Genomic DNA, 16,823 nt, shown 5'->3' with positions numbered 1-16,823 from the left:
ACATGACGAATCAAATAATGAACGTGGAAATCTTGCGTTACAATCCTGAAACCGATAAAGAGCCACATTTAACCACTTACCAAGTGCCTTATGACAACCAAACTTCTTTATTGGATGCCTTAGGCTATATCAAAGACCGCTTAGAGCCAGATCTTTCTTACCGTTGGTCTTGCCGTATGGCGATCTGTGGTTCATGCGGTATGATGGTAAACAACATTCCTAAATTAGCATGTAAAACTTTCTTGCGTGACTATAGCGGTCATATGCGCATTGAAGCGTTGGCAAACTTCCCTATTGAGCGTGACTTAGTGGTGGATTTAAGCCACTTTATCGAAAGTTTAGAAAGCATTAAACCATATATTATTGGCAACAAAATGCCTGAATTAGATGGTCAACCCCATGCAAATACTGAACTTGCGAAAAGCCGTACCAAACAAACACCAAAACAATTGGAAAAATATCGCCAATTCTCAATGTGTATTAACTGTGGCTTATGTTATGCCGCTTGCCCACAATTTGGTTTAAACCCTGAATTCGTAGGCCCTGCCGCATTAACCATGGCACACCGTTATAATTTAGACAACCGTGATAATGGTAAAGCAGAGCGTATGCCAATTATTAACGGTGAAAACGGTGTATGGTCTTGTACTTTCGTTGGCGCTTGTTCAGAAGTTTGTCCGAAACACGTAAACCCTGCCGCGGCAATTAACCAAGGCAAATTAGAAAGTGCCAAAGACTATTTAATCTCAATGTTAAAACCAAAAGCATAGGGGGAAATGATGAGCGAATTAACCACAAAACGTAATAAATACGTACGCGAAATGACCCCGACTTGGTGGAAAAGTTGGAATTTCTACAAATTCTACATGGTGCGTGAAGCCACTGCGCTGCCAACCGTGTGGTTCTGTTTAGTTTTGCTTAAAGGTGTGTTTGCATTAGGCGCAGGCACCTTTGCGACAGATTTTGTAACTTTTTTACAAAATCCAATCGTGGTGATTTTAAACTTAATCTCACTTGCCGCCATGTTATTGCACGCTTTCACCTTATTCCAAATGACCGGCGAAGTAATGTCAGGTTCAACTGGAATTAAAGCAGAAGTAATCAAAAAAGCCCTTCAAGGCTTATTTGTAGTGGTTTCAATCATCGGCTTAATTTTAGCCTTTATCTAGGGAGCAAAGAACATGAGTAATCAAAATCCACAACGTTCTAACGAGCCACCTGTATGGTTAATGTTTAGTGCTGGCGGTATGGTAAGCGGTCTTGCTTTCCCTGTTGTAATCCTAATCCTTGGCGTGCTATTACCATTCGGCATTATTGATGCAGATGGCATTATCGCCTTCTCAAGCACATGGTTTGGCAAATTGGTGCTATTAGTGCTCACCATTTTCCCAATGTGGGCAGGTTTGCACCGTGTACATCATGGTATGCATGATATTAAAGTACATGTGCCTGCTAGCGGCTTAATTTTCTACGGATTAGCGGCACTTTACACCATTGTTGTTATTTGGGGCGTTGCTGCCATTTAATGACGCATCAATATCACGGCGTAACCTTTGGGTTGCGCCTTTTTTATTGCCTAAAATTTCTCAAAATTTGACCGCACTTTGCTTGAAACTGTGATCTAGTTCAAAATTTCAGAAAATACATTCAGCTGAACCGTGCAAAGCACAACAATATCCTTTAAAATTGCGCCCCGTTATTAATCTTTATAAAAACGCTTATTTTCTAATTAACCCAAGGAGTCAACTATGACTATCGCGATTATCATCGCAACTCACGGAAAAGCCGCACCTGAATTGCTGGCAACAACTGAGATGCTGATCGGTGAACAAGAACATGTAGCGACCATTGACTTTGTACCTGGTGAAAACGTTGAAACGATCATCGGAAAATACCAAAGTTTAGTCGATGGGCCACTCGCCTCTTGCGATCAAATACTATTTTTAGTGGATATGTGGGGCGGCAGCCCATTCAACGCCGCCAACCGCTTCCAAGACGGCAAAGACAATATGGATGTGGTTGCAGGTGTTAACATTCCAATGTTGGTTAACACTTGTATGGCGCGCGATGATGTAGAAGATTTAGCCGAGCTTGTTAGTGTTGCTTTAGAGTCTGGCTCAACAGGCGTTAAGGCATTGAATAATCAGCCAGCTGAAAAAACTATTGAAAAACCGACCGCACTTTCGCAAGCTGCACCTGCCGTAGTCAGCAATAAAGAAGGCAATTTAGTCATTGGACTTGCGCGTATTGATGACCGCTTGATTCATGGCCAAGTTGCCACACGTTGGACAAAAGAAAGCCGTGTTACACGCATTGTTGTTGTTAACGATGATGTTGCGAAAGACAGCGTACGCTCAACAATGCTGAAAAGCGTTGCCCCTCCTGGTGTTACTGCGCACGTTGTTGATGTGGAAAAAATGATCCGCGTTTACAATAACCCAGAATATGCAGATGAACGTATGATGTTGTTATTTACAAATCCAACAGATGTCGTGCGTTTAATGGAAGCAGGCGTGAAATTTAACTCCATTAACATCGGCGGTATGGCATATAAAGAAGGTAAAAAAATGATTACCAGCGCCGTATCCGTGGATGAAAAAGACATCGAGGCATTTAAAACATTAGATGCTAACGGCATTGAGCTTGATGTGCGTAAAGTGTCTAACGATGCCCGCCAATATATGATGGATTTATTGAAAAAGAATAACTTAATCTAAGGAAAACATTATGGAAATTTCAACTTTACAAATTGTCCTTGTGTTTCTCGTTTCTTGCGTATGCGGTGCGGGTTCCATTCTTGACGAATTCCAAACCCACCGCCCGCTTATCGCTTGTACCTTAATTGGTTTAGTGTTGGGCGATATGAAAACAGGGATTATCGTAGGTGGTTCACTTGAATTATTAGCATTAGGCTGGATGAACATTGGTGCGGCGTTAGCACCTGATGCGGCGCTGGCTTCTGTTATTTCGACCATTTTAGTTATCGTCGGTAAACAAGATATTTCAACAGGTATCGCCGTGGCAATTCCATTGGCTGCCGCAGGGCAAGTGCTCACTTATGTGGTGCGCGCTATCACCGTTGGTTTCCAACACGCTGCGGATAGATCAGTGCAAGATGGTAATCTCGCCCGTTTAGACTGGTTACATTTTGGTGCATTAATGCTGCAAGCAATGCGTATCGCGATTCCTGCTTTAGTTGTTGCATTAACCGCTGGCACCGATGCGGTACAAACAATGTTACATGCGATCCCTGAAGTGGTCACTATGGGGCTTAAAATTGCGGGTGGTTTCATCGCGGTAGTTGGTTATGCAATGGTTATCAATATGATGCGTGCAGGCCACTTAATGCCATTCTTCTATGCGGGTTTTGTTATCGCGGCATTCACCAATTTCAACTTAGTAGCCTTAGGGGTATTAGGCACAATTATGGCGGTGATTTACATTCAAATTCACCCTAAATATAACAAAAGCCAACAAGTCGTTGTCGCTCAAGCAGATAACAACGGTTTAGATAACAGATTAGATTAATAGGGATATGACAATGACAACTGAAATCAAAAAAGTGACACAAAGCGATTTAAACGCTGTTGTAATGCGCTCCAACCTTTTCCAAGGTTCATGGAACTTTGAACGTATGCAGGCCCTTGGTTTTGCTTATGCGATGGTGCCGGTCATTAAACGCTTATACCCAGATCCAAATTCACAAGAACGCAAAGATGCGATTAAACGCCATTTAGAGTTCTTCAATACCCAACCTTTCGTTGCAGCGCCTGTTTTGGGTGTGACCATTGCGATGGAAGAAGAACGCGCCAATGGCAAACCTATCGATGATGCGGCAATCAATGGTATCAAAGTAGGTCTGATGGGGCCATTAGCCGGTGTGGGCGATCCAATTTATTGGGGAACAGCGCGCCCAGTATTCGCCGCACTTGGTGCAGGCCTTGCCTTAAGTGGCAGCATTTTGGGCCCTTTACTCTTCTTCGTTTTATTCAACCTTGTGCGTTTAGCCACTCGTTACTATGGCGTAACCTATGGCTATAAAAAAGGTTTAGACGTTGTGCAAGATATGAGTGGCGGCTTATTGCAAAAACTCACAGAAGGCGCATCAATTCTCGGTTTGTTTATTATGGGGGCGTTGGTGCAGAAATGGACAAGCATTAATGTGCCACTTGTGGTTTCCACCATTCAAAAACAAGACGGAACAACCGAAATCACCACCGTACAAAGCATTCTTGACAGCTTAATGCCAGGTTTACTTGCATTATTGCTTACCTTTGCTTGTATGTGGTTATTGCGTAACCGTGTGAATGCACTCTGGATCATCATCGGTTTCTTTGTGATCGGTATTTTCGGCGCATGGACTGGCATTTTGGCATAATCTGCCTGTAAAATAACGAGGACAGGGCTTGATCCTGTCCTTTTTTATATCAAACATTTCCCCCAAGAAAACTAGCTAAATATGATTAACACCATTCTCTTTCTCAGTATCATCGCATTTTTTGCTTATGCTTTCTTTGAACAATTTGCAATTGATAAACTCAAAGGCAAAACACGCCTAAAAGTGCGGTTAAAAAAGCGAACAAAATTAGATAGTCTAATCTTTGTGGCTCTCATTGGCGTGATTATCTGGCAATCCGAAGGGCATATTGCACCATTCACTGTTTATCTACTCGCCTTTTTAATCTTGCTCAGCCTATATATGGCATTTTTCCGCACACCAATGCTTATTTTTAAAAATGAAGGATTCTTTTTTGAAAATATCTTCGTACATTTTGACAAAATACAAGCCGTAAACTTAGCTGATAATCATAAACTCGTATTTGATCTAAAAAATGGCAAACGCATTGTCGCTTGGCTAAATCAACAAATTGATGTTGATGCGGTAGTGACGTTATTGGGTGGATATAAATAAGGGTATCCGCCTTGTTCGTTTTGTTTTATTCCTATTCTTGTTTCTGAGCTCTTTTAATTTTCAAGTATCTCTTATTTTATTTATTTTATCTCTCCGTCAGAAATCATATTCATTAAATAATTATTAATTTCTCAAAGGAAAAACCCAACGAAATATAACACGAATTTATTTAATAATTGAGTTTATTATGCTAATCAACTACTTCTCTACCTAAGATCCAGCATCAAAACTATGAATTCAATAAAGAAGTAAACTATATTGCCAAAATCCCTCATAAAATGACCGCACTTTAACCATTTTTCCTGTTAAATAATAGCCTTCAATAGAATTTAAATTTTTAGAAAGGAATACTAATAAAATGAATAAAACTTAATTATAAGAGTTTACAATATTTATTATTGCCAAAGATAATTAAGTATTACTTGTAACGACAAATTTATTCTAAATTTGTGACGTATATCAAAAATATATTTTTGTGATCAAGATCTCATTATTATAAATTGCTAGTAGACAAAAAAAATATAAATGCTATATCTTGAAAACTGTCTTTATTTTAGACAATTAAACTAACAAAGGAGTGCTCTATGTATCAGAAAACTAAACTTTCTCTTTCTATTGTAGCGGCATTAAGTATGGGATTTTCAGTTGTAGCTCAAGCGAACAATGTCAAAGATAAAGGTACCGCGACCAACGTTGCCTTTAATCAAAAATTTGAACCCACAGAATATAGTTTAAAAGATAAACCGAATATTATCTTAATCTCTGTGGACGATTTAGGCTACGGTCAGTTAGATTACGATGAAAAAGCCTTTGATAAGGCAGTATTAGAAAAACAAGAGGTACCAGAACGTTATCAAGTTGCATTGGATAAAGCTATTGAAGCTGCCAAAATGTCTACACCAACCTTGCGTAATTTACAAGATAATGGTGTGAAGCTTAGCCAAGGTTTTGTCGCGCATGGTGTTAGTGGTCCATCTCGCGCCGCAATGATGACATCTCGTTTCCCAGCTCGTTACGGTATTTACAGTAATGATGACGCTCAAGATGGCATTTCAACGGAAGAAACGTTTCTTGCTGAAATATTGCAAGATCATGGCTATGAAACAGCGGCTATTGGTAAATGGCATTTATGTCGCATTACCAACGTACCTGTTCCTGCGGAAAAACAAACTCGCGACTACCATGACAATTTCACCACTTACTGCGATGAGCCATTCCAACCACAAAAACGAGGTTTTGGATACTTCTTCGGTTTCCATGCATCAGGTGCGTCTTACTACAATTCACCTTCTTTATTCAAAAATCGTGAACGTGCAGAAGCCAAAGGTTACATCACTGATCAATTTACCAATGAAGCTATTGAAGTATTGAAAAAAGCAGGTGATAACCCAGCCTTTATTTATCTCGCTTATAATGCTCCACATATTCCATTAGAAGCACCAGCACCAAAAGAATATCAAATTTTTAATACAGGAAATAGCGAAGTCGATAACTATTATGCCTCTGTTTATGCCGTAGACCAAGGTGTGAAACGCATTATGGAAGAATTGAAAAAACAAGGTAAAGATAAAAATACCTTAATTTTCTTCACTTCAGATAATGGCGCCGTTATTGACTCACCAATGCCAATGAATGGTCAATTCAAAGGTTTCAAAGGAGAAACTCAACATGGTGGCGTTCACACCCCTATGTTTGTAAGTTGGCCAGCAAAATTAGGCAGCCAAGAATACACTCAAATGGTGTCCGCGACTGACTTTATGCCAACGGCATTAGCCGCTGCAGGTATTCCAATCCCCGCCGATCTTGCGAAAAAATTAGATGGTAAAAACTTATTGCCATACTTAACTGGTGAAGAAAAAGGTGAACCACATCCATATCTATTCTGGGCTCAACCTCGTGCATTTCACTGGGACACCGTTAATATTCCGTTCTGGCACAATTACTACAAATATGTAACGGGTAAATCCGATGATTACCCAAAAAATCCATATATGGAGAAAAAATCTAAATTTACATGGACAGTTCGTGATAAAGATTGGACGTTGCATTATTACGTTGACCTAGTCCGCGATAAAAACGGTAAAGTGAAATTAACCGAAGATGGTGAATTACCGATTTTTGAAAGGGAAGGTAAAGTGGCACTATACAAAAATGGAGATTTGATGGAGACAAAAGAACTCTCTAAAGAAAATCCGAAAGTGGTAAAAATGTTGAAAGCCAAAATGAATGAATATTTGACTTCTGCAAAATTACCAAACACCGAAAATAATGTACCAAAATATCAAAACTTACTAAACGCGACTAAATAGTTGCCCTTAAGTGCGGTGAAAAATCAGAAAATTTCACCGCACTTTTCCCACTTCAATGCAAGCCAAAGGATGGTCATTATGCTCAGTTTTATGCTTAAACCCACAAGTTTTCAGTGCAATATCAAATGTGACTACTGTTTCTATCTTGAAAAAGAAGCTTTTATGGAAAAAAATCCGCACTCAATAAGAATGTCCTTAGATATTGCTCGTCACTTTATCACGCAGCATATTCAGCAAACACCAAGTAATGATGTTTTTTTCACTTGGCAAGGCGGTGAACCTTTAATGGCTGGGCTAGATTTTTACCAATCAGCAATCGAAATTCAGCAAGAAATCGCTAAACCATTGGGAAAAAAAGTACATAATGCCATTCAAACCAACGGTATATTGATTAACGAAAAATGGGCTGATTTTTTTAAAAAGCACAATATTTTAGTCGGGATCTCTATTGATGGCGATGAAGAATTACACAATAAATACCGCTTAAATACATCTGGTCGGGGCACATTTCAACAGGTAAAACAAGCCATTACTTTGCTCAAAAACGCTAATGTAGAATTTAATACATTAACAGTAATTAATAACATCAATGCGCAATATCCAAAACGAGTTTACCAATTTCTAAAAGAGCTAGGTAGCCGTTTCATGCAATTTATTCCTGTCGTTGAAACTCTTGGGGTAGATCAGCACTTTAAACCAAGCTGGATTGCTAATGGTAGCATTATTCCCGTCACCACGAATTTCTCCGTATCCGCAGAGCAATATGCTCAATTTATGAACCAAATTTTCGACGAGTGGTTAATTAAAGATGTAGGCAAAATTTCAGTGCAACTTTTTGACGCAATTTTTGCCCGCTACTGTGGCTTTGAATCAAGTATGTGTATCTATCGTGAAAAATGTGGTGGTGAAAATCTTGCCTTAGAAGCCAATGGAGATGTATATAGCTGTGATCATTTTGTATATCCTGAATATAAAATCGGCAATATTAAACACTTATCAGAAAGTGAAATTCAACAAAAAACGACCACTCTGTCAGCGAAAAAACAGCAACTTAATTCGCAATGTAAATCCTGCCAATGGCTAGATTTATGTCATGGCGGTTGCCCTAAACACCGTTTTATTACCAATAAACAAGGTGATAAACATAATTATTTTTGCCAAAGCTACCAACAAATTTTCCAACATTTAATGCCCGCAATGAATTTTATGGTAACACTTCATAGCCAGAATTACCCGCTTGAACTAGTAAGCGTATATCGAGACAGAATTTATAACAATTAATGTTATAAGTGTAATAGCCCGACTTTCTTCAAAAATCATAAACTCGTGTTTGATCTAAAAAATAGCAAACGCATTGTCGCTTGGCTAAATCAACAAACTGATATTGATGCAGTAATAGCGTTATTGGGTGGATATAAATAAGAGTATCCGCATTATGCTTTTTTATCTTCGCTTTATTTCTAAGCTATTTTTGCTAATCAAAGGTTGAATGATTAAATGGGAAAATAAGCCTATCATTAGCGAAACTTCTCATAAAATGACCGCACTTTGGGCTATTTTATCTGTTCAATAATAGGTATTAGTCACTTTAAATCTTCAGAAAAGGGACTTGAAATATGAAGATATTATAATAATTTGGTTGGTGTCTTTTGCAACTTAGCACCACAAGAGATCATCTTATGATAGTGATGAGAGATTTATATAAAAAAATTGGCAATAACCCTCAAATTTGGTTATTGCCAATAATTTTATGAATGTACCTTAATTTAATTTTCCAGAACCATCAACTTCGATTTCTACACGACGGTTAGGATGTAAGCATTCAATTAATTGATTACGCGGTAAACTGCTTGCACATTCTTTAACTTGACGAGTTTTACCATAACCTACAACACTCATTACGCCAGCTGGTACACCTTTGCTGATTAAATAACGACGTACAGTTTCAGCGCGTTTTTCAGAGAGTTTTTGATTATATGCAGCACCACCAAGACGATCTGTATGACCTTCAATACGGATTGAGTGTAAACTATCAAATTTACGTACTTTTTCCGCAAAGTCATCTAATTTTGCTTTACCCGCTGGATTTATATCCGAATTTCCACTTTTATCGAACGCAAATAACGCATCAGCATCAATAGTGTAACGCTGTGTATTTGGACCTGATTTATGGCCTGCTGGGCAGATCGCATCTTTAGGGAATACCGGTTTCCAGAAGAAGCTACGAGCAAATTTATCTTTATCAAAGATCACTTTAAATTGACAAGTAGTAACATCCGCTACGCCTGCTTTATTATCTGGATCGGCTGGCACACCTGGAGTATGGAAGTGGAATAAATAATCCCATTCACGCACACCAAATAAACCTTCATCATAATGTGGGCGCCCAAGTAACTTATACAGATCATCTTTAGTCAAACCTGCTTTCACTTGCGACAATTCATCAGTGGTCGGGAATGTACCACGATCATTGTTAAACGTTAATGAATATGGCTCTGGAAAAACAGGTTCATCAGTTGTTCCGTCAGATTTTACATTACTTTTGGTCGCACAGGCTGTTAATGTAGAGAGCGCTAATACTGACAAAGTTGTTTTAAAAAAGGTTGTTACTTTCATTTTGTTTCCTTCGCTAAAATAGGGGGAAATACCCCCTATATTTTTAATTACCACTGATAACCTACTGCTACACCAGCGCCCAGTTTACCACGAGAGTTAGAGGTTGCTGAACCTTTAAGGATCCAGTTACCACCATCAGAAATAGTTGATGCACCTAATGCGATACCAGTTTCGCCACCATAGGTACTTCCACCTAATGCAACTAATGATTTACCTGGTAAATAAGCTTGCGGCAATGTCGCAGCAGCTAATGCACTCGCAGTACCTGCTCTCGCATTTCTATCAACTTTGTTGATACGGTTATTTAAGTTGTTTGCTGTACCACGTAATTGTGCTACGTTTACAGCATCTGTATCTTTAATACCCGGAGCAACATTAGTAATACGATTACCACCGTTATTTAAACCATCAGCAGTTAAGCTTGTAGTTTTACCATTGTTACCTGTAATGCTGATACCTTTGCCATCTACATTAGTTACGTTACCATCACTATCTTTAAATTCAGCACTGGTTAAGTCAGTTAATGCTTTAGCTAATTTAACATCAAGCTTACCATCCTTAGCAACTACACCAATATTGTTATTGGTTAATTTAGATGAATCTTTAACACCACCTGAGACAGTTACTTTGCTACCTAATGGAGATTTAAATTCACCTTCATCGCCAGCGAAAGTTAAACCAGAGTTTTTAACTTCATACAACTGACTACCATTTACTGCATCTGTACTGTTTTCAGAAACTTCACCGTCAGCAACATTAGTTAGCTGCATAGGTTTATCGCTACTAATACGTACTTTTGCAGGTTTTGATGGAGTTAAGGTTTTAGTACCATCTGCATTATCAGTTTGGCTAAAGAAATTACCGCCAATATTCACTAATGTGTTGCCTTTTTCATCCACATATTCCATTGGAAGACCTGTCACATCAATTTCATAGCTATAATTACCATCTGCATCTTTTTTCACATCAGATACTTTGGTATTAACACCATGATTTACTGTTACAGTTTGATTAGATACTGATTCTGCAGCTTTTCCTTCATCAACTTGTCCTGCGGTATTTACTTTCCAAGTTGTAGAATCTTTTACAGCTGTAGTTGCTGTATTTAATTGATCTACGTTAACAGCATCCGTACCGTCAGTACCTGGTGCAACATTAGTAATTTTGTTGCCAGCAGCATTAATGCCATCTTTTGTTACGCTAGGGCCATCCTTAATAGTTAATCCATCATTATTGATTGTAGTGTCTCCCGCAGTAACGGAATCAACTTTAATATCTTTAGCAAGATCAACTGTCACTTTGTTGCCATCATTAGTAATTTTGATATTACCATCTTTATTAGCAATAATCGACTGTATCACCTGGTTTAACGTTTGAACTATTTTGGCCATTTGTGGTTAAATTCCAACCTTTGTTAGCTGTAGCATCAACTTCTTTTAATTGATCCATATTTACAGCATCTTTGCCATCTTTACCCGCGGTTACATTAGTAATACGCCCATCATCAGCAAAAGTAACACCATCTTTGCCGTCAGCGCCTCTAATAGTTAAACCATTTTCACCGTCAGCTCCACGAGTACCGACGATAGACATACCGTCTTGACCATCTTTAGCAAAGGTAATGGCTGCGTCTTTACCATCTTTACCATTCACTGTAACACCAGAAAATTCTGGACGTTCTTTCATAACGATTTCTAAACTACCATCGTCTTTATAACGAACGCCAAGATTATTACTGGATACTAAGGTAGAATCTAAAACAGTAGTACCACTTAAACCGCCAAGTAAATTTAAAGTTTGGTTGAGTTTACGTGTTACAACTTTTCCATCATTACCTACAAAGTTCAAACCATCATTTAAGGTTGCGACTTCTTCAGTGACTGGATTGCCATCCGCATCTTTAGTCTCATAAACGATACGTGTTTTAGTCTCGCCATCAGCACCGTCAACACCTGGTTGACCATCTTTCACACTGATGTTCGCTGATTTACCTGGAGTACCACCTTCACCACGTGGACCCGTTAAACCAATCGAACCGTCTTTACCGTTCAACACTACGGATGAGCCGTTCGCACCGTTTACGCCAATACTACCGTCTTTACCATCTGCGCCATTAGCACCGTCTTTACCTACTGTAAGGTTGTCGCCTAAACCAAAGTCAATTTTGTTATCACTAACAGTCGTTACAATATTTTTATCTGTACTTGTAAACTCAATAGTTTGTCCTGGCTTAACATTATCTTCAGTCTCACCTTCTCCTAACGCTTTATTATCTGCTGTGATATTAAAGCCTTTCTCTGCAGTCTGTTTCACTTCATTTAACTGGCTACCATTTACAGCATCTGTACTTGTATCACTTACATCACCTTTAGCTACGTTTGTGATTTTATTACCACCATTGTTTAAACCGTCTTTTGTTAACGATACCACATTACCATCTTTACCATTTTCACCATCTTTTGGTGTGATTGTAATGCCTTCATTGTTAATAACTGTTTTTGGTGCATCTCCATTGACGCTTCCATCTTCGTTATATTTAACAAAGTTCGCTGTACTTAAATCTTTTAAGTCACGGTTTAACTGGATTTCTAGTTTGTCACTTCCATCAGCTTTAACATTGATGTTACCTGCCGCAGAGTTGAAAGCAAGTGAGGCTGCTTTATTTATACCTTCACCAACAACTTTTACCACACTGTTTAGCTTATGACGGTTCATCTCTTCATTATTACCTGTGAAGATTAAACCATCATTTAATGTGGCTACTGTCTCTGGGTCACCATTATTCGTGCCGTCTGGGTTAGTCGGTTGATATACGATACGAGTTGTACCATTTTTACCTGGTAAACCATTCTCGCCATTTGTCCCATTTACACCTTGTGCTCCATCTGCTGATTTTAAGCTTAAGCCATCTTTTCCATCTTTTCCATTTAAGCCAATTGAACCATCTTTACCGTTCAACACCACTGCTGAGCCGTCTTTACCGTTTACGCCAATTGTGCCATCAACACCATCTTTTCCATCTGCACCTTTTTCACCAAACACCATTTGATCTTTAGTTGCGATGCTGATTGTGCTACCAGATTGGGATACTTTAATATTTTTGCCTGCATCGATAGTTACTGTTTTACCTGGATTCACTAATTCTTTTGTGGTTCCAGATACTTCACCCTCATCAGAGGCACTTGTTGTTAACGTAAAGCCTGATTGGTTGATTGCATCAACGACTGTTGTTGCAGTAACTAATTTACCTGCATCATCATTTGAAGGAGCATCAATTTTACCGTCTTGGTTAGCATCATTAATAGTTGTAGTATTCGCTGTAACTTGAACTACTTTATTACCATCCTGACCAGTTATCTCTTTCGTTGTAATCGTTGTACCGTCTGTATTTAAACCTACGTTATACTGGATTGTTCCCTTGCCATTAGCTGTAGCATCTTCCGTTACAGTAATTGCAGAACCATCAACGGCTTTTACAGTTGCTTGGGTATTGGTATCAACGTTATTTAATGCCTGTTGAACATTATTATAGGTATTACCATTAACGGTTAATTGGGTTGATATTGAACCATCTTGATTTACAGTCGAACTTGGGCTAAGAGCAGTAGCAACAGAGTTAGCTACATTATTAATAACATTTTGAGTAGCATATAATTGTGAACCATTGATCGCATCAGTAGATGTCGCAGATACATTACCTGCCGCCACATTGATAATTTGGCGTTCATGATCTTTATTACCAACAGACACAACACCATTAGCAACAGAACCTGCTCCTGCGAAACCTGAATAAGTAATATTGCCTACTTTCGCTGTAGTTTCTGTCGTTGCTGCACGATCAGTTGATTCATGACCTAATACCACACTATTATCTTGTGTTGTTTTTACACTATTACCGACAACATAAGTGTTGGCATTAGCAACGGTATTGCTACTACCCACAGCACCAGAAAGATTTCCAGTTACGTTATTCTGACGACCTAAAGCAATAGATTGATCACCAGCAGCGGTTGCTTGTAAACCTAAAGCTGTTGAACCAAGGCCGCTTGATACAGAAGATGCACCTAAAGCAACACTGTTTGTTCCAGAAGCTGTTGCTCCTGAACCTAATGCTGTACTGCTACCACCAGAGGCATTAGCTAAACGACCAACTGCCGTTGCTGCACCATCTTTCGGTTTACCATCTGGATAATCAGCACTAGAGCCATCTGCACTTGCTCCCTGACCAATTGCAACTGAAGATACACTTTTCGCACTTGCATCTGTACCCAACGCAACAGCAGATTCGCCAGTTGCTTTCGCATTAATACCACCAGCTGTTGCATAATAACCAGTTGCACCACCAATAGCATTTACTGAACCTTCATTTGTGTCTGAATTACCAGCAGGTTGAGAGTTATCACCTTTATTAACGTGGAAATGATTTAGTTTATCTTCCACATCCGCCACATTTACTGTATAAGTGACTTGACCTGTTGACTCATCAGTTGTTTTATCAACATTAACATTTGTGCCTGATTTAATTGTAGGAATCTTGTTAGCAACCGCATATAACTGAGAACCATTAATCGCATCAGTAGAATCTTTACTAATTAAACCTGCTGCCACGTTTTGGATACGGCGTACACCACCAGCTGCGCCAGTAGAAGTATTGCCACTAGTAGGAGAACCGACAGAAACGACACCAACTGCATTCTCACCTGCAAAGCCAGAATAAGTTACATCACCAATAGTTGCAGCAGATACTTTTCCAATACCATCTGTGGTAGCTGCAGTTTTGTCAGTATAAGCCGAACCAGAACCAAGGAAAACAGAGTTGTCAGCAGTGGTTGTAACATCATTACCCAATACAAAAGTATCCGTTGTTGTTACTGAATTGTTATTACCTACGATACGGCTATTATCACCAGTTAGTGCATTACTATTACCGAATACGCCCGCATTATTAGCTGAGACAGGGGCTCCAGCAGTACCATTATTATTACCAACAGTATAAGTACCCGTTCCAGAAATATAAGATGGATCCCCTAATGCCCCAGAATTTTCACCGCTTACAATATTACCTGTACCAATAGAAATAGCCTGTGCCGCGGTTGCTTGAGCACCTGTACCAATTGCGATCGCATTCTCTTTAGATGCACTTGCTAAACGACCGATACCAACTGAAGCATTACCACTTGCAACTGCACTGCTACCAATACCTACAGCATTACTGACTTTTTGGTTTCCAACACTGCCATTTACAAAATTACCAATTAATACGTTACGATCATTATTAGTATTGTTAGCAGTTTGAGGTCCCATAATGATAGAGCGATCACTAATTGCTTGATCAGCAGCAACACTACCTAAAATGATATTATTATCACCCTGTACGCCATTACCTGCTTTAGTGCCTAAAATTAAGTTTGCATCGCCATTCAATTCGTTTGCGCTACCAGAGCCGATAATAGTATTTTGACCAGTATGCGCTGAAAATTGAGCATTCTTACCATCACCATTGATATTTCGACCTGATAAGTTACCAATAACAATATTTTCTCTAGTGATTATGTCAGTCTGACTATTTTGCCCGGCCTGAAGCCCTAATAAAATATTTCCATAACTAACATTACCTTCACCAGCTTGTTTACCAAGAATAACACTAGGTGCGCGATCACCATCTTGTTTAACATATTTTGCTTGAACTTGCTGTTGAGCATCTGTTAATGCTCCAGCACGATAACCGATAGCTACAGAATAGTCTTTTTTAGAATTTTGACCTGATTCTGTACCGATATTTACATTATGAATATTCCAGTTATCATCAAGACCTGTTCCCGCATTTTCACCAATAGCAATATTACGCCCACCAAATGCTTGTGCGCCGCTGCCGATAGCAATATTATTTCGTTTACCAATCACGGAACGATAGACATTATCAGCTGGATTTTGATGTGCAGTAACATAAAATTCTAATTCTCGTTGACTGGTAAAATAAGTCCCTGTCGTAGGGTTAATGATATTAGCCCAATTACCATAAAGAGAGTCTTGACCTGATACAGAATTTTCACCAATTGCTACAGAGCCACCAGTTTTTGCATGAGTACGCGCCCCAAGAGCCACAGTATTATCCGAATCAGCCTGTGCACTAGTACCAATTGCAGTAGCGTCTACACCTGTTGCTCGAGTATTAGTAGTACTATTATACGTTGTTCTATCCACACCAGTTCGAACAGGAATTGTTGACATATCTGCACTACCAATAGCAACTGAACGTTCTCCAGTAGCAGTCGCTGAGGTACCAATAGCAGTACTTGATTTAGCTTGTGCTGATGAAGCAACACCAATTGCCATTGCGTATTCAGCGGTTGCTGCTGATTGGCGTGCAATTGATAAAGCATTAAATGCAGAAGCTTTAGCTGCAGTACCTAAAGCAATAGAAGATACCCCGGTAGATTGGCTAAAATGCCCCAGTGCAATCCCTAAACCACCATTACCAGCTGCTGCTTTTGAATAATCACCAATTGCGATGCCTGTTGAAAAACGGTCACCACTAATTGTGTTGGCTTCTCGACCAATCGCAATCCCGTTAGCTTCTCGAGTGTCATACAATGGAACACCATCACTACCAATAGTTGGGTTTGTTGCAACATTATTAGGTGTACCATAGTCAATAGGCATATATTGTACATAACCATTTTCTATTGCGGTTGAAGCTTTTGCAGGAAGTAAGTCGGGGTTATTGTAGGCATGATTATCAGCATCCATAGCATTGATCGCAATAAGTGCCATCGCTTGTGGTGCTGCTAAGCTGCTTAGTATAGCGGCATAAAGCAACGCTATAGGGAATGAGAAAAGTTTTCTTAAACCTGATTTAGGTGAAACGGATTGATCCACCACGGAGTCTGTTTTTCCTTTATTAGAAGCAAGTTCTGATACCGCAACCCAAGAATTAGTTGATGCGTTAAATTTGATTTTAAAGATTTTATTCATAATAACCCTAT

The 16,823-nt window shown here is 39.2% G+C and carries 12 protein-coding genes; 9 read left to right on the top strand and 3 right to left on the bottom strand.

Going from position 1 to position 16,823, the window contains the following annotated elements:
• Window positions 1-2: 2 nt before the first annotated feature.
• From C8D76_RS01400 to C8D76_RS01360, 9 genes are all read left to right on the top strand, one after another.
• Window positions 3-770, top strand: coding sequence for a succinate dehydrogenase/fumarate reductase iron-sulfur subunit (locus tag C8D76_RS01400; protein WP_116631038.1), 768 nt, complete (start codon window positions 3-5; stop codon window positions 768-770).
• Window positions 771-779: 9 nt separating this feature from the next.
• Window positions 780-1,169, top strand: a complete 390-nt coding sequence (frdC, locus tag C8D76_RS01395) for a fumarate reductase subunit FrdC (protein WP_116631037.1) — start codon at window positions 780-782, stop codon at window positions 1,167-1,169.
• Between the two features lie 12 nt (window positions 1,170-1,181).
• Window positions 1,182-1,526, top strand: a complete 345-nt coding sequence (gene frdD, locus C8D76_RS01390; protein ID WP_116631036.1) for a fumarate reductase subunit FrdD — start codon at window positions 1,182-1,184, stop codon at window positions 1,524-1,526.
• 222 nt (window positions 1,527-1,748) lie between these two features.
• On the top strand, window positions 1,749-2,717 hold the full coding sequence (gene manX / locus C8D76_RS01385; protein ID WP_116631035.1) for a PTS mannose transporter subunit IIAB: 969 nt from the start codon (window positions 1,749-1,751) through the stop codon (window positions 2,715-2,717).
• Window positions 2,718-2,727: 10 nt separating this feature from the next.
• On the top strand, window positions 2,728-3,528 hold the full coding sequence (locus C8D76_RS01380) for a PTS mannose/fructose/sorbose transporter subunit IIC (protein WP_116631034.1): 801 nt from the start codon (window positions 2,728-2,730) through the stop codon (window positions 3,526-3,528).
• Window positions 3,529-3,541: 13 nt separating this feature from the next.
• Window positions 3,542-4,378, top strand: a complete 837-nt coding sequence (locus C8D76_RS01375) for a PTS mannose transporter subunit IID (protein WP_116631033.1) — start codon at window positions 3,542-3,544, stop codon at window positions 4,376-4,378.
• An 81-nt stretch (window positions 4,379-4,459) separates the two neighbouring features.
• On the top strand, window positions 4,460-4,912 hold the full coding sequence (locus tag C8D76_RS01370; protein ID WP_116631032.1) for a DUF986 family protein: 453 nt from the start codon (window positions 4,460-4,462) through the stop codon (window positions 4,910-4,912).
• A 584-nt stretch (window positions 4,913-5,496) separates the two neighbouring features.
• A complete protein-coding gene (locus C8D76_RS01365) occupies window positions 5,497-7,221 on the top strand; it encodes a sulfatase family protein (protein WP_116631031.1) in 1,725 nt (574 codons plus the stop codon).
• A gap of 69 nt (window positions 7,222-7,290) precedes the next feature.
• A complete protein-coding gene (locus tag C8D76_RS01360; RefSeq protein ID WP_116631030.1) occupies window positions 7,291-8,502 on the top strand; it encodes an anaerobic sulfatase maturase in 1,212 nt (403 codons plus the stop codon).
• Between the two features lie 480 nt (window positions 8,503-8,982).
• On the opposite strand, the gene C8D76_RS01355 is transcribed toward C8D76_RS01360, so the two are convergent.
• From C8D76_RS01355 to C8D76_RS09870, 3 genes are read right to left on the bottom strand one after another with little or no spacing between them, the layout of a single operon-like run.
• Window positions 8,983-9,837, bottom strand: a complete 855-nt coding sequence (locus C8D76_RS01355) for an OmpA family protein (protein WP_116631029.1) — start codon at window positions 9,835-9,837, stop codon at window positions 8,983-8,985.
• A gap of 47 nt (window positions 9,838-9,884) precedes the next feature.
• Window positions 9,885-11,228: a YadA family autotransporter adhesin gene (locus tag C8D76_RS01350; RefSeq protein WP_116631028.1), complete on the bottom strand. Its 1,344-nt coding sequence runs from the start codon at window positions 11,226-11,228 to the stop codon at window positions 9,885-9,887.
• Window positions 11,176-16,812 (bottom strand): ESPR-type extended signal peptide-containing protein, encoded by a 5,637-nt coding sequence (locus C8D76_RS09870; protein ID WP_165814324.1) that lies wholly within the window; start codon window positions 16,810-16,812, stop codon window positions 11,176-11,178. The genes C8D76_RS01350 and C8D76_RS09870 overlap by 53 nt, the downstream gene beginning before the upstream one ends.
• Between the last annotated feature and the right edge of the window lie 11 nt (window positions 16,813-16,823).

Origin of the sequence: Alitibacter langaaensis DSM 22999 (assembly GCF_003096995.1) — a bacterium.
GTDB lineage: Bacteria > Pseudomonadota > Gammaproteobacteria > Enterobacterales > Pasteurellaceae > Exercitatus > Exercitatus langaaensis.
Note: the sequence above shows the minus strand (reverse complement) of the source record. Positions and strands in the feature narration are given on the sequence as shown.